This is a genomic window from Streptomyces sp. NPDC001220 (assembly GCF_053597895.1).
The window spans coordinates 469,748-484,145 of record NZ_JBSFJE010000001.1; the positions used below are offsets into that span (position 1 = coordinate 469,748).

Consider the following 14,398-nt stretch of genomic DNA (forward strand, 5'->3'; position numbering starts at 1 on the left):
ACGCACGCTTTCCGCGTGAACTCACTCGTCCCCACCCCTAGAAAAAGACCACAGCTGTCGCACCCGGCACACCTGTCGCACAGGTGCCCCTTAGAGACAGCGCCCCGTCCTGACCAAACGTCACTCGCGGAGGGCCGCCGATGTGAACACGGCCCGGCAGCGGTTGATGCGGGCCGCGTGCGGTGAGACGAACGTAACCGTGTACTGCGCCCAGATGGGGCCCGCAGATGATCACGAACGGAATGAAGAAGGGCAAGTCCAGCAATACGAAACAGCCCGACAGTACGGGCGATTCGAATGCGGCGACCGATCCCGCGCATCAGGAACCGGAGCGGCCAACCGGCCCTGAGTCACCCGGCGTTGGCGCTTCCGCGAGGCACCGAAGCAACGACCGGGGCCGCCACCCCCCACAGGAGAGGCCCCGGTCGTCGCGCGGCACGGACCGCGCGGCGGCCCGTACCCTCTTCAGCGCCAAGAGTGCGTTTTCTGTCACACCGCAGGGCGTCACGAGTTAGTTGCACTTTGTACGGACGTGGACGGCGAGCGGTTTCAGGTCGTAACGTGCCTTTCGCGCCGGGCCGCGGGGGACGCATGACCACCGCAACCATCTGCGTCCCGATTACCGCAACCATCAATTGAGGAACCACGACGGCGAGAACCACGTCCGCGAGAGCGGCGCCGGATGAGGCGCAAAGAGGGATCGGGTGCTGGGGGACGACGCGGAGTTGACCACCGCGGTACGTGCGGCACAGGACGGGGACGAAACCGCCTTCCGCATCGTCTATCGCGCTGTGCAGCCTCGCCTGCTCGGATACGTCCGCACGCTGGTCGGCGATCCGGACGCCGAGGACGTCGCCTCCGAGGCCTGGCTGCAGATAGCCCGCGACCTCGACCGGTTCGAGGGCGACGCGGACCGGTTCCGCGGCTGGGCCGCCCGGATCGCCCGCAACCGCGCCCTCGACCACATACGGATGCGCGGCCGCCGCCCCGCGATCGGCGGCGACGAGACGGAACTGACCGGCCGGGCCGCCGAGTCGGACACCGCCGGCGAGGCCATCGAGGCGCTGACCACCGGCTCCACCCTCTCCCTCATCGCCCGGCTGCCCCAGGACCAGGCCGAGGCGGTCGTCCTCAGGGTCGTCATGGGCCTCGACGCCAAGACAGCGGCCGAGACGCTCGGCAAACGCGCCGGCGCGGTCCGTACGGCCGCCCACCGGGGCCTGAAGAAACTCGCGGAACTGCTCGGCGCCGACCCGGAGCAGGCGGGCGTCGTCCTCGACGCGCTGCCGCCCCAGCGAGAACCGAAGGATCGTGCGGTGACGTCCGCCACTGTGACGCATACGCGTTCGCGGACGCAGAAGGACATGTGATGGCCGACGAGCAGGACAAGTGGCTGAACCGGGTGACGGCGGAACGTCTGCTGCGCGGTGAGTCGCTGGAAGCCGTCGACGAATCCGCCCGTGAACAGGCAGAACGCCTCGCCAGGACGCTCGGGGCGCTCTCCGTGCGGAGCGTGCCGGACACCGTCGAACTCCCCGGCGAGGAAGCCGCGCTGGCTGCCTTCCGCAAAGCGCGCGAATCCGCCGAGGACGAGTGGACGTCCGTGGCGCGGCAGCCGCGCAGGCCGGGGCGGGGCTCCGACGCGGGCCTCGTCCGCATCGGAGCAGGTCCCCGGCCGCTCCGGGTCCCGGGCTGGGCCCGTCCCGCGCGGTTCGCCCTGGCCGCCGTGCTGACCGTCGGCATGCTCGGCGGGGTCGCGGTGGCCGCGGGCACCGGGGTGCTGCCGTCGCCTTTCGACGGTCACCGTCCCGCGCCGGGAGCCTCCGTCTCGGCGGCCGGCATCCCCGTACACCCGCAGGACTCGCCGTCCACCGAGTCCCTGCTCGGCGGCGAGACCGGTGCGCCCTCCGCGGACGTCACCCCCCGGGCCCCCGTCCGCCCCTCGCCCGACCCGTCCGGCAAGCCGAAGGACCGGGGCACCGGTTCGGCCGGCACTCCCGGGGACCGGTGGCACCGTGCCCTGAAATTCTGCCGTGACATCCAGGACGGCAAGTCCCTGGGCACCGACCGCAGGCGTGCCCTGGAGGGGATGGCGGGCGGCTCCCGACGGGTCGACAGGTTCTGCAAGGTCCTCCTCGGCGCCGGCGCGGCCGGCCAGAACGGCGTCTCCGACGACGACAAGGGCGACGGCAGCGGCCAGGGCGGTCAGAACAAGGACTCGGGCGGCAACGGCAACGGCCAGGGCGGTGACGAAGACGGCCGTCCCGGCCGGCGCGGTGGTGACGGCCGAGGCCACGGCCGGGGCCACGACCACCGTCAGGACGGTGTGGCCGCGCCCGCCCCGACGGCCTTCGCTCCCCTCCTGCCGAACCGGCCAGGCCCCTCGCCCGACCCCGTATACCGAGCGCTTTGACCTTTACGCACCGCTGTGACCTGCGATTTTGAAACCCGCTGAACTTTTTTCCGGCAGGGTGTGACGTTTTCAGCGGTGGTGGCGCAGTACAGAGTGAGCCGACTGGTCATCGGCCGTCGCACAGAGCCGGGGTTCCCCCCGTACCCGTGGCTCGTGCACTCGGCGCGGGCGGGACACGTTCCCCCGGTCCCGCCCGCGCCCCACACACCTTCCGTCTCTCACCAGTAGACGACGACCTTGTCGCCGTTGCGCACCTGTGCGAAGAGAGCCGAGACGGCCGCCTCGTCCCGGACGTTGACGCAGCCGTGCGAGCCGCCCGCGTAACCCCGGGCCGCGAAGTCGTACGAGTAGTGCACCGCCTGGCCGCCGCTGAAGAACATCGCGTACGGCATCGGTGAGTGGTAGAGCGTCGACACATGGTGGAGGGACTTCCAGTAGATGTGGAACACGCCCTCACGGGTCGGGGTGTACTGGGCCCCGAACCGCACCGACATCGTCGACACCGTGCGTCCGTCGATCATCCAGCGCAGCGTCCGGCTGGTCTTGCTGATGCACAGCACCCGTCCGGTCAGGCACCGCGGATCGGGCGCGGCGGCCGGCTGACCGCCCATCAGGTACAGCTCCCATTTCCCCGGCGTGTGCGTCATCCGCCGCAGCCGCTGCCAGGTCACGGCGTCGGTCTCGCCCGTCCGCGGCAGCCCGCGCCTGCCCTGGAAGCCTTTGACGGCCTCGGCGGTGAGGTCGTCGTACGTCCCGGTCGGCCCGTCGAACAGCCAGGCGACCTGGCGCAGCCGGGCCTGCAGCTCACGCACGCCGGTACCGGTGTCGCCGCGGGTGAAGACGATGTGCGGCGGGTCGGTCTCGACGACGGACGGCGTCGGGGCCGGGGTCTCACCGGGGGGCCGGCTCGATGCCTCGCCGGGTGCCGGTCCTCCTGTTCCGGCGGGTGTCCGGCTGTGCGGGAGCTCGATATGGACGGGCGAGTTCCCCTTGCCGTCCGTGCCGTCCGGCGGCTGCACGGTGCAGGCGCAGAGCGCGGTGAGTGCCGCGAGTACGGCGGCCGAGGCGAGCGTGCCCGCGGGCCGCCCCACGATCCCTGAGTACCCCGAGACCTTCATGCCGAGGATGCTTCCCCGCGTGACCGCCGCCGAACAAGGGAGCATGGTGGGAAGTGAGACGCCCCGCCGCACCGGCGCACCGCGGAGGTCAGCCGCCATGGTTCGTGAGTCGGAGTCCGGACTGCCCGTCGAGCCGGTCTACGGCCCGTCGGCCCTCGCTGGCTGGGACCCCGCCGAGGAACTCGGCGACCCGGGGTCGTACCCCTTCACCAGGGGCGTCTACCCGACGATGTACACCGGCCGCCCCTGGACCATGCGCCAGTACGCCGGCTTCGGTACGGCGGCCGAGTCCAACGCCCGCTACCGGCGGCTGATCGCCCACGGCACCACGGGTCTGTCCGTCGCCTTCGACCTGCCCACCCAGATGGGCCACGACTCCGACGCCCACCTGGCGCACGGCGAGGTCGGCAAGGTGGGCGTGGCGATCGACTCGGTCGACGACATGCGGGTGCTGTTCGGCGGGATCCCCCTGGACCAGGTGTCGACGTCGATGACGATCAACGCCCCGGCTGCCGTGCTGTTGCTGCTGTACCAGCTGGTGGCCGAGGAACAGGGGGTGAGCGCCGACCGGCTGACCGGGACGATCCAGAACGACGTCCTCAAGGAGTACATCGCGCGCGGCACGTACATCTACCCGCCCGGACCGTCCCTGCGGCTCACCGCGGACATCTTCCGGTACTGCCGTACCGAGATCCCGAGGTGGAACACGATCTCGATCTCCGGCTACCACATGGCGGAGGCCGGCGCCTCGCCCGCGCAGGAGATCGCCTTCACCCTCTCCGACGGCATCGCGTACGTGCGGACCGCGGTCGCGGCCGGCATGGACGTGGACGACTTCGCACCCCGTCTGTCCTTCTTCTTCGTGGCCCGTACGACGCTGCTGGAGGAAGTCGCCAAGTTCCGTGCGGCGCGGCGGATCTGGGCGCGGGTGATGCGGGAGGAGTTCGGGGCACGGAACCCCAGGTCGCTGATGCTCCGCTTCCACACCCAGACGGCGGGCGTCCAGCTGACCGCCCAGCAGCCGGAGGTGAACCTGGTCCGGGTGGCCGTCCAGGCCCTGGCCGCGGTCCTCGGCGGCACCCAGTCGCTGCATACCAACTCCTTCGACGAGGCGATCGCCCTGCCGACGGACAGGAGCGCCCGGCTCGCCCTGCGCACCCAGCAGGTGCTGGCCCACGAGACCGACGTCACCGCGACGGTGGACCCCTTCGCCGGTTCCTACGCGGTGGAGCGGATGACCGACGACGTGGAGGGCGCGGCCGTCGGTCTGATGCGCCGGGTCGAGGAACTGGGCGGCGCGGTGGCGGCGATCGAGGCCGGCTTCCAGAAGGGCGAGATCGAACGCAACGCCTACCGCATCGCGCGGGAGACGGACGCGGGGGAGCGGGTGGTGGTCGGGGTCAACCGCTTCCGGCTTGACGAGGAGGAACCCTACGAGCCGCTGCGCGTGGACCCCGCCATCGAGGTCCGGCAGGCGGAACGGCTCGCCCGCCTGCGCGCCGAACGGGACCGGCGGGCCGTCGACTCGGCCCTGACCGCCCTGAAGAGGGCCGCCGAGGGCGCCGACAACGTCCTCCACCCGATGAAGGCGGCCCTGCGGGCCCGCGCGACGGTCGGCGAGGTGTGCGACGCGCTGCGGGAGGTGTGGGGCACCTACATCCCGGTGGACACCTTCTGACCCCGGTGGACACCTTCTGACCCGGGTGGCACCTGCTGACTGACCCCGGTGGAACACCTGCTGACTGACCCCGGTGGAACACCTGCTGACTCCGGCGGACACCTGCTGACTCCGGCGGATGCCCTCCGGCCGGCACGGGCGGGTGCGGTGTCAGACCCCCGTGCGAGACTTCTTCGCATGTTCGGTGTCATCGATCTCCCCACCTATCTGGCAGGCCTCGTCCTGATCGTCCTGCTGCCCGGCCCCAACTCGCTGTACGTGCTCTCGGTCGCCGCCCGCCAGGGGATACGGGCGGGCTACACGGCCGCCGCCGGGGTGTGGTGCGGAGACACCGTGCTGATGACGCTGTCCGCGGCGGGGGTCGCCTCGCTGCTCCAGGCCAACGCCGTGCTGTTCGGGATCGTGAAGTACGCGGGCGCCGGCTACCTGACCTGGCTGGCGGTCGGCATGCTGCGGGCGGCCCGGTCGATGTGGCGGACCCGGCGGGAGCGCGCGGCCGAGGAGAGCGGTCCGGCACCGGCCGCCGTCACACCGGAGCGGCCCTACCGCCGCGCCCTGGTGATCAGCCTCTTCAACCCGAAGGCGATCCTGTTCTTCGTCGCCTTCTTCGTGCAGTTCGTGGACCCGGGGTACGCCTACCCGGCGCTGTCTTTCGTCGTGCTCGGCGCCTTCGCCCAGCTGGCCAGCTTCCTGTACCTGACCGCCCTGATATTCAGCGGCACCAGGCTGGCCGCCGCCTTCCGCCGCCGCAAGCGTCTGGCGGCGACGGCGACCTCGGCGGCGGGGGCGCTGTTCCTGGGCTTCGCGGTGAAGCTGACGCTGGCGAGCGCGTGAGGCAGCGCCCGCACCCCTACCGCGCGTTCCAGGCCCCGGTGCGCCGGGCGTACTCCGTCAGGCCCTCGGCCTTGTCGCCCGCCCAGCCCACATAGCCGTCCGGGCGGACGAGGAACAGGCCCGGGCCGTACGACTCCGGGGCCGGCAGCCGGCGCACCGACTCCGGGACGGTGTGGACGGGCTCCGGGGTCAGCAGGGTCCAGTGCGGTCCCCGGAAGGCGTCGAACATCCGCACCCCGTCCGCGTTCCGTCCGTCGGGCGCGCGGTCGCCCGCCCGCACCGGCCCCGGGTCCGCCCGGGTCTCCGCGGTCAGTGAGGACTCCCGGTAGCCGATCCCCAGCTGGACCGTCGCCTGGCCGCGTCGTACCTCGCCGCGGTGGACGCCCGTCGAGAGGTTCAGCATGGCGGCGGCGTTCGCGCGGCGCTCCTCCTCGTAGGTGTCCAGGAGCGCGTCCGGGGCGTCGCCGGCGAGCACCGCGGCCAGTTTCCAGCCCAGGTTGTAGGCGTCCTGGACGCTGGTGTTCAGGCCCTGGCCGCCGGCCGGGGAGTGGACATGGGCGGCGTCTCCGGCCAGGAAGACCCGGCCCACCCGGAAGCGGTCGGCCAGGGCGGCGCGCGGGCGGAAGTCGGAGGCCCAGCGCACCTCGGTGACGTCCGCCGCGCCGAGGTGGCTGTACGCCGACACCAGGCGCCGTACGCCCTCCAGGGACAGGTCGGCCTCGGTGCCCTCGGGCAGCTTCGCGCTCAGCTGGAAGTCGTCCGTGCCGGCCAGCGGGCACAGCGCCACGCCGTTGCCGTCGGCGCCGGCGAAGACGTGCCAGTGGTCGCGGTCGAGGCCACGCACCCGCAGGTCGGCCACCAGGAAGGGGTTCGGGTCGACCGACTCGCCGGTCATCGCGACGCCCACCGCACGCCGTACGGCAGACCGGCCTCCGTCCGCCGCCACCACATGGCGCGCCCTGGCGGTCGTACCGTCGGCGAAGTGGGCGGTCACCCCCTCCGCGTCCTGTTCCAGACCCGTCAGGGCCTGCCCGAACCGGACCCGGCCGCCGAGTTCCAGCAGCCGTGCGTACAGCACCTCCTGCGTCCGCCACTGCGCGACCATCAGCGGATCGGTGTACGGCGCGCCCTCGTCCGCCGCCACCTCGTCGAAGATCGGCTGTGTCTCCAGCGGCTCGCCGTTCTTCCAGAACAGCTGGGGCGGGTAGGGGCCGCCGGCCGCGCGGAGCGCATCGCGCACCCCGAGGTCGTCGAAGACCTCCTGGGTGCGGGGCTGGATCCCCTTGCCGCGCGAGCCGGCGAACAGCTTCTCGCCCGCCTCCACGACCAGCGCGTCCACCCCGCGCCGGGCGAGGTCGATACCGAGGGTGAGTCCGGTGGGGCCCGCGCCCACGATCAGGACGTCCATCACACATCTCCTTAACGTCGTTAAGTGCCGTCGGCGACAAGGCTGCCCTTAACGCTGTTAAGCTGTCAAGCGTGAGTACGGAACGACGCGCACCCCTCGACCGCCGCCGGGTCGCCGACACGGCCCTGCGCCTGCTGAACGAGGTCGGCCTGGACGGGCTGACCCTGCGGGCCATCGCCAAGGAGCTGGACGTCAAGGCGCCCGCTCTGTACTGGCACTTCAAGGACAAGCAGGCGCTGCTCGACGAGATGGCGACGGAGATGTACCGCCGGATGGTCGCGGACGCGCGACTCGACCCCTCCGGCACCTGGCAGAACGTGCTGCGCACCATGAGCGGCGGGCTGCGTGCGGCCCTGCTCGGCTACCGCGACGGCGCCAAGGTCTACAGCGGCTCGCGCTTCACGGGCATCGACCACGCCGGCGTACAGGAGGCGTACCTGCGCGTCATGACGGAGGCCGGCTTCACCCTCGCCCAGGCGGCCGTGATCGGCGCGATGGCCAACGCCTACACCATCGGCTTCGTGACGGAGGAACAGGGCGTCCAGCCCCTCCCCGGCGAACGCCGAGAGGGCTACGACATGGAGGAACGGGCCCGCCTGCTGGCCGACTTCCCGCTGTCGGCGGCGGCGGGCCGGGAGATCTTCACCGACTACGACAGCCAGTTCGAAACCGGCCTGGAGATCATCATCGCGGGTGTCGGGGCTCGGTACGGCGTGTGACGAGGAAATCCGTGTCGTCGGCGCACCGGGTCCGCGCACCGTGAAAAAAGAAAATGACAGGAACTCGGTTCCGTGGTACACGGTCCCAGTCGAAAAAAACCCGTTCCCGGGCGGTTGCGCAACCGCCCGGGAACGGGTTTTTTCCGGTTCAGCAGTGGTCGGTGCTCGTCCGGTACCAGCCGCCCCACGTATTGGTCGCGTAGTCGTCGTAGTTGCAGTAGTAGTTGCCGGCCGCAGTCACGACCTTGATGGCCTTCCCGGCGGAGGACTCGAAGTAGCCGACAGTGGCCAGGGCTTTTCCGTCGCCCGGCATTTCCTTCCAGCCGCCCGCGCCCGACCAGGTGTGCCAGATGGTTCCGGACGGGGCCACGCCGAAGCATTCGTCCGGCCCGTACTGCCAGTCCACGAAGTCCGCGCCGTATTCGTTGAGGTTTCCGGTGTACCCGAAACAGGTGGCGGTCGCGGCGGACGCGGGCGAGGTGGAGACCCCCACCGCGCCGAACGCCGCCAGGGACACCACAGCGGCAGCGGCCGACAGGCGGAAACGAGACTTCACGAGCTCTCCTCTGTTCGGTTCGATCTTGCCGGGCTTGTTCCGGGCTCACGCTAGGAGTGCACGAGTCGATCTCACAAGCATGGTTATCGGCCGCTCGCGTCAATGGGACGGAGGGCCTCCAGGTACGGAAAGAGGTATTGGAATTAAACTCGAATTCGTCCGTCGTGTCCGGCTCGCGGAGCGCATTGCGGACCAATGCGAAGAAAGGGCGGTGAACCGGGGTGGGTGCGCGTCTGTGAGCAGCGCCGGCCTGTTTGTTCACCGAGTCCCGAAATGCCGGGCAAAGGAGGCATTCGGCGTGGCCGAGAAGGCGTAGGAAGGCAAGGATGCCGCAAAGTCAAATCATTTTCCGGCACGGCGCCCTGCCGACGAGCCGCAACTCGTCGGCAAGGCGCCGAATTCGCTGCCTCCGGCGATACCGAGCGGGTCGGCTAGACCGGATGCCGGGTGCGGGAATCGCCCTTCAACGCCGTTTTCAGCCGGGGCCCGAACGGCCGCTCCACATAGCGGTGGATCAGCCAGGCCAGGCCCAGCATGCCGAGCACCGTCAACGCCAGCGTGGGCCACGGCGGCAGCCCCCAGCCCCGGTGCAGCACCCGGATCACGAACCAGCCCAGGTGCTCGTGCACGAGGTAGAACGGGTACGTCAGCGCCCCGGCCGTGGTCAGCCAGGGCCAGGCGGCCCAGCGCGTCCAGCCCGCCGCCACCGCCGCCACCGCGGCGTAGGCCAGCGTGACGACGAGCATCACCACGTACGGGTTCCGGGGCGAACCGGCGTGCCACAGCCCCTCCGTGGCCGTGCGCAGTCCGAGGATCCAGGAGAGCGCCACGATGCCCCAGGGCAGCACCCCGCCGCCGAAGCGGTGGACCAGGTAGAGGGCCAGGCCCGCGATGAAGTACGGGGCGTACTGCGGCATGACGACCAGGTCGGTCCAGGGGCCGCCGGCCGAGGTGCTGAGCACGGCGGCCAGGGTCCACACCGAGCAGAACAGCACCACCCTGCGGTAGGTGACGCCGGGCACCACGACGAGCAGCGCGAACAGCGCGTAGAAGCGCACCTCCACCCAGAGCGTCCAGCACACGCCGAGGACGCGGGGCGCGCCCATCGGCTGTTGCAGCATGGTCAGGTTGACCAGGAACTCGTCGAGCCGGACGGCGTGGACCACGGCCGGCAGGACCAGGGACGCGCCGGTGATCAGCACCAGCGCGACCCAGTAGGCGGGGTAGAGGCGGGCGACGCGGGAGCGGAAGAAGTCGCCGAGGGAGCGGCCCCAACTGCTCATGCAGATCACGAAGCCGCTGATGACGAAGAAGAACTCGACGCCGAGACAGCCGTAGACGGCCGCCCGGGACAGGGTCGGGAAGACGTGGGCGGGGTTCTGGTGCCAGGACGCGGAGACCACTCCGCCGCGCCCTGTGTAGTGGTAGAGGCAGACCATCAGCGCGGCCAGCAGCCGCAGTCCGTCGAGGGCCAGGAGTCGGGGGCGCGGTCGTCCGGGTGGGGCCGGTGCGACGGCAATCTTCGCAGGCGGGAGCGCCTTTGTGGGGGTTGCGAGAGACATGGTCCGAGACACCTACCCGGTCCCGGGCGGTTAATCATCCGATCTGTTCACAGAGTCCCCGGGACGTGGAAGTCCCATACCGTCACCTGGGGGAACCATAGGAAGTGCGCGGTGAACCTGCTAACCATTCTCTTACCCGTCGGGATTCGTTAACCATATGGTCGTTTTGGCTTCCTAGTTTCTCCATCCATCCCCCCTGTGCGGGGCACCCCACCACACACAGCAGTTGCACAAGCTTTGCTTGGCAAAATCAGGAGAGCTATGACGAGGGTCCAGAACAGGCGGGCACCTGCGCGCGGAGGGGAGCTGGACGACTGCCTGCACGCCTGCGCTGTGCACAGCGGCAAAGTGGTCGGCAGCCTCGACCGCCGTCGCGCGGAGCTGGCGGAGCAGCTGCGCAAACTGCTGGTGGTCGTCGCCACGGAAGGCACCACCACGCCCGCGCCGGCCCCGGCCGGCGGCGCGACGGCGCTTCTCAAGCGCGCCGTCAAGGGCGCGGCGAGCCCCTCCGGCGGCATCAACAACGACCTGCTGGACGCCCTGCTCGCGGTCGCCAACAAGGCCCTGGAGTGCGGCTACAACGACGAGCTGAACCTCGCCCTGGTGATCAGCGACACCGTGCTCGCCCAGCGCAAGAACTCCCGCGCCGGCTGGCGGCTGCGCGCCCGCATCCTGGAGGGACTCGGCGAGGAGAGCGAGGCCGTCGAGGCCTACGAGCGCTACCTCGAACTCACCCAGGAGGACGGCTTCGGCGTCGCCAACCGGATCTCCGGCCTGCGCCGCGCCGCCGAACGCGAACGCGAACTCCTGGACCTCCTGGGGCGCCAGGTCCCCGCCGCCACGGACCACGTCCGCGAGCCCTCCACGGCCACCTGGGCCGAGGGCCTCGCCCTGCAGGCCGTCGGTGACTGGAAGGCCGCCGAGCCCCGCCTGGTGGGCGCCCTGCTCGCCCTGGCCGCGGACGAGGCGCCGGTGAACGACCGGCAGGAACTGCTCAGCCAGTACCTCGACCTGCGCCTCGCCGAGGGCGGTGACGCCGGTCTCACCGACGCGGTCGCGCTCTACGCCGAGCAGCGCCGGATCCGGATGCGCGGCCCGGTCGGCAACCCGACCTTCGACGGCGTGCAGTGGATCACCCTCGGGGAGTTCCGCAACCAGATCGCCGGCAAGTCGATCTGCCTGATCGCCAACTCGGGCCGGGTGGGCGCCAGCGGCATGGGCAAGGAGATCGACGACTACGACCTGGTCGTGCGCTTCAACTCGTACAAGATCGACCCGAAGCACACCGGTGAGCGCACCGACATCCACGTCAGCATCCACAAGCACGCCTTCAACTGGGAGAAGCCGGTGACCACCCGGCTGATCTTCGGCGGCGTCTCCGGTGACTGGAAGCACTCGCTGCGCAACAAGCTGGTGCCCGGCGCCCAGAAGTACCTCGCCGACGAGTCGCTGCGCTGGCCGATGCGCAACATCGGGCAGATCGGCGCCGACGCCTGGTCGGGCATCCCGACCTCGGGCTTCAACATGCTCTGGCTGCTGGACTTCCTGGACGTCAGCCCGACCCTGGACCTGATCGGGTTCGACTTCTACGAGAGCGGCGCCTACCGCGTGCAGGAGGCCATGAAGCTGGCCATCACCTCCGTGCACGAATACACCAGCGAGAAGGATTGGGTCATGCAGCGGGCCCAGAGCGTGAGCGACATGAGGATCTCCCTGCGATGACGACCACCTTCACCCCGGCGATACCGAACACCAACGCGAGCGCCCTCACCAAGAAGCGCCGGATCGCGTTCGCGTCCTACGTGGACGAGAACTACCTCCCCGGCTTCCTGGTCCTGCTGCGCAGCCTCGCCCTGTCCAACCCGGGCGTCTGCGAGGACTTCGTCGTGCTCTACGACGACCTGCGCCCGGCCTCCATCGCGAAGATCCGCGCCCTGCACCCGCGGATCGTGCTGCAGCGGGTCAACGACACGCACTACGACTCGTACGTCAAGGGCGACCAGGACAACTACCTGGTCCGCAAGGCGTACTTCATTCTCGACATCTTCCGGCTGCGCGACTACGACACCGTCATCACCCTGGACACCGACATGGTCGTCCTCGGTGGTCTCGGCGAGCTCCTGGAGCTGCGCGAGGGCCTCGCGGCCGTGCCGCAGTTCTTCTACGGGCAGCACAAGCTGAACTCCGGTCTTCTGGTGATCCAGAAGGAGTACCTGTCCGACGAGTTCTGCGCGAAGATCGACAAGACCGGCCGCAGCGGCGAGTACGAGCTGGACAAGCACGACCAGGGCATCCTGAACGCCGTCCTGGACGGCGACTTCGTCCGCCTCGACGCCAAGTACAACTTCGTCAAGCGGCGGCTCTCCGGCGACCTCCCGGTCCCGGAGGAGACGAAGATCCTGCACTTCACCGGGCGGCACAAGCCCTGGCAGGGCGGCGAGTCCGGCTACGCGCAGGCCGAGGACCGCTGGCGCGAGTTCGAGATGAACGACGCCGACTTCCACGCGGCCTACTTCGCCTCCTCCGGCGGCCTCCACCACGACCTGGTCGTCCACTTCGGCACCCCGCACGTCAAGCGCACCGGGGACGTGGAGATCGCCCGCAAGGTGGCCGCCGCGCACATCGCGGCCGGCGACTACCAGGACGCCGTCGACGTGCTCAGCAGCGTCCGCATACCGCTGGACGAGGCCTGGCCGCACGAGGTGCTCGGCCACGCCCTGATGAGCGTCTCCCGCTACGACGAGGCCAAGACCCAGCTGCTGCTCGCCAGCGCCGCCCCCAACCGGGCCGCGACCGCCTTCTCCCGGCTCGCCCAGATGGCCTGGGTGCACGGCGACAACACCGAGGCCCTCCGGTACGCCACCGCCGGCCTCACCGTCGACCCCACGCACCGCCCCAGCCGCCTGTGGGCGCAGCGCGCGGCCGCCGTCCCCTCCCAGGAGCAGGGCAGCGCCGAGGACCAGCTGGCGCACGTCGCGTTCTACATGGACCGGCAGGGCAACGCGGGCGACAAGCTGCTCCCGGAGACCGTCCGGCTCGGCTTCGGCCCGGACACCTCCTCCCGGCGCTGGCACTCGGTGCACGCCCACCGCTACTTCGACCAGGCCGCCCTGGAGCGGGTCAACGCCCGCCGGGGTCTGGTCATCGGCGGCGGCGGTCTGTTCATCCCGGACACCATGCCCAACGGCAACAGCGCCTGGCAGTGGAACGTCCCGGACGAGCACCTGCGCGCCATCGACGTGCCGATCATGATCTACGCGGTCGGTTTCAACGCCTTCGACGGCCAGTCCTACCGCGCCACCCGGTTCAACGAGAGCCTGCGGCTGCTGGTCGAGAAGTCGTCCTTCTTCGGCCTGCGCAACCATGGCTCCATCGCCAAGGTCCGCGGCATGCTCCCGCCGGAGCTCCAGGACAAGGTCGTCTTCCAGCCCTGCCCGACCACGGTCATGCGCCAGCTGGTGACCGGCTGGACCGACCCGGCGTACCGCGAGGACACGGTCCTGCTCAACGCGGCCTACGACCGCGCGGGGCTGCGCTTCGGCCACGACTACGCGCACTTCCTCGCCGAGATGGCCAAGGCCGTCCGCAAGATCGGCGCGCACACCGAGGTCAAGTGTGTCGCGCACTCGCTGGACGACGAGAAGATCGCCTTCGACCTGCGCCGCGAGCACGGCATCTCGCTGCCGGTGATCCCGATGTACGACTTCTCCAACGACGAGATCCGTGAGACGTACGCCAAGACCCGCCTGGTCATCGGCATGCGCGGGCACGCCGGCATGATCCCGTTCGGGGTCGGCACGCCCATCATCTCGCTCATCTCGCACCCGAAGATGGCGTACTTCCTGAACGACATCGAGCGGCCCGAGTGGGGCGTCTCGGTGCACGAGCGCGACCTCGGCGACATCCTCACCGAGCGCGCGATCGGCATCCTCGACAACCACAGCCGTACCGTCGCCGACGTGCACGACCGGCAGGAACAGCTGTGGAAGGTCACCCAGGAGAACGCGGCCACGATCAAGAAGATCCTGGCCAGGTGACACCGAAGGGGCGGGTCCGGACTCGGACCCGCCCCTGATCGGCGGCGCAGCCGCCGCCTGGGGGCGCGGGGAA

General features: G+C 70.3%; 11 protein-coding genes. 7 read left to right on the top strand and 4 right to left on the bottom strand.

Annotated elements, in window-relative coordinates; genetic code table 11:
• The first annotated feature begins 704 nt into the window (after window positions 1-704).
• Both ACWDGI_RS02275 and ACWDGI_RS02280 read left to right on the top strand, forming a co-directional pair.
• Window positions 705-1,370, top strand: coding sequence for an RNA polymerase sigma factor (locus tag ACWDGI_RS02275; protein ID WP_450754474.1), 666 nt, complete (start codon window positions 705-707; stop codon window positions 1,368-1,370).
• Entirely contained in the window at window positions 1,370-2,413 is a 1,044-nt protein-coding gene (locus tag ACWDGI_RS02280; RefSeq protein ID WP_450754476.1) for a hypothetical protein, read from the top strand. Before ACWDGI_RS02275 ends, ACWDGI_RS02280 begins: the two co-directional genes overlap by 1 nt.
• A 218-nt stretch (window positions 2,414-2,631) precedes the next feature.
• Here the strand turns inward: ACWDGI_RS02280 and ACWDGI_RS02285 are convergent, their stop codons facing one another.
• Entirely contained in the window at window positions 2,632-3,531 is a 900-nt protein-coding gene (locus tag ACWDGI_RS02285) for a L,D-transpeptidase family protein (RefSeq protein ID WP_450754478.1), read from the bottom strand.
• A gap of 97 nt (window positions 3,532-3,628) precedes the next feature.
• On the opposite strand from ACWDGI_RS02285, the gene ACWDGI_RS02290 reads away from it, so the two are divergent.
• Both ACWDGI_RS02290 and leuE read left to right on the top strand, forming a co-directional pair.
• Entirely contained in the window at window positions 3,629-5,209 is a 1,581-nt protein-coding gene (locus ACWDGI_RS02290) for an acyl-CoA mutase large subunit family protein (protein ID WP_450754480.1), read from the top strand.
• A 177-nt stretch (window positions 5,210-5,386) separates the two neighbouring features.
• A complete protein-coding gene (leuE, locus tag ACWDGI_RS02295; RefSeq protein WP_450754482.1) occupies window positions 5,387-6,043 on the top strand; it encodes a leucine efflux protein LeuE in 657 nt (218 codons plus the stop codon).
• 16 nt (window positions 6,044-6,059) lie between these two features.
• On the opposite strand, the gene ACWDGI_RS02300 is transcribed toward leuE, so the two are convergent.
• Complete coding sequence (locus tag ACWDGI_RS02300) at window positions 6,060-7,451, bottom strand: FAD-dependent monooxygenase (RefSeq protein ID WP_450754484.1); 1,392 nt, start codon at window positions 7,449-7,451, stop codon at window positions 6,060-6,062.
• 71 nt (window positions 7,452-7,522) lie between these two features.
• Between ACWDGI_RS02300 and ACWDGI_RS02305 the strand changes: the two genes are divergently transcribed.
• Window positions 7,523-8,170 (top strand): TetR/AcrR family transcriptional regulator C-terminal domain-containing protein, encoded by a 648-nt coding sequence (locus ACWDGI_RS02305; protein ID WP_450754486.1) that lies wholly within the window; start codon window positions 7,523-7,525, stop codon window positions 8,168-8,170.
• 148 nt (window positions 8,171-8,318) lie between these two features.
• On the opposite strand, the gene ACWDGI_RS02310 is transcribed toward ACWDGI_RS02305, so the two are convergent.
• Together ACWDGI_RS02310 and ACWDGI_RS02315 are read right to left on the bottom strand one after the other, a co-directional pair.
• The gene (locus tag ACWDGI_RS02310; RefSeq protein WP_450754488.1) at window positions 8,319-8,726 is read right to left on the bottom strand and encodes a hypothetical protein; all 408 of its coding nucleotides are present in this window, start codon (window positions 8,724-8,726) and stop codon (window positions 8,319-8,321) included.
• Between the two features lie 431 nt (window positions 8,727-9,157).
• Window positions 9,158-10,288: an acyltransferase family protein gene (locus tag ACWDGI_RS02315; RefSeq protein WP_450754490.1), complete on the bottom strand. Its 1,131-nt coding sequence runs from the start codon at window positions 10,286-10,288 to the stop codon at window positions 9,158-9,160.
• Between the two features lie 261 nt (window positions 10,289-10,549).
• On the opposite strand from ACWDGI_RS02315, the gene ACWDGI_RS02320 reads away from it, so the two are divergent.
• Together ACWDGI_RS02320 and ACWDGI_RS02325 are read left to right on the top strand one after the other, a co-directional pair.
• A complete protein-coding gene (locus ACWDGI_RS02320; protein ID WP_450754492.1) occupies window positions 10,550-12,010 on the top strand; it encodes a glycosyltransferase family 29 protein in 1,461 nt (486 codons plus the stop codon).
• Complete coding sequence (locus ACWDGI_RS02325) at window positions 12,007-14,325, top strand: glycosyltransferase (RefSeq protein ID WP_450754494.1); 2,319 nt, start codon at window positions 12,007-12,009, stop codon at window positions 14,323-14,325. Before ACWDGI_RS02320 ends, ACWDGI_RS02325 begins: the two co-directional genes overlap by 4 nt.
• The last annotated feature ends 73 nt before the right edge of the window (window positions 14,326-14,398 follow it).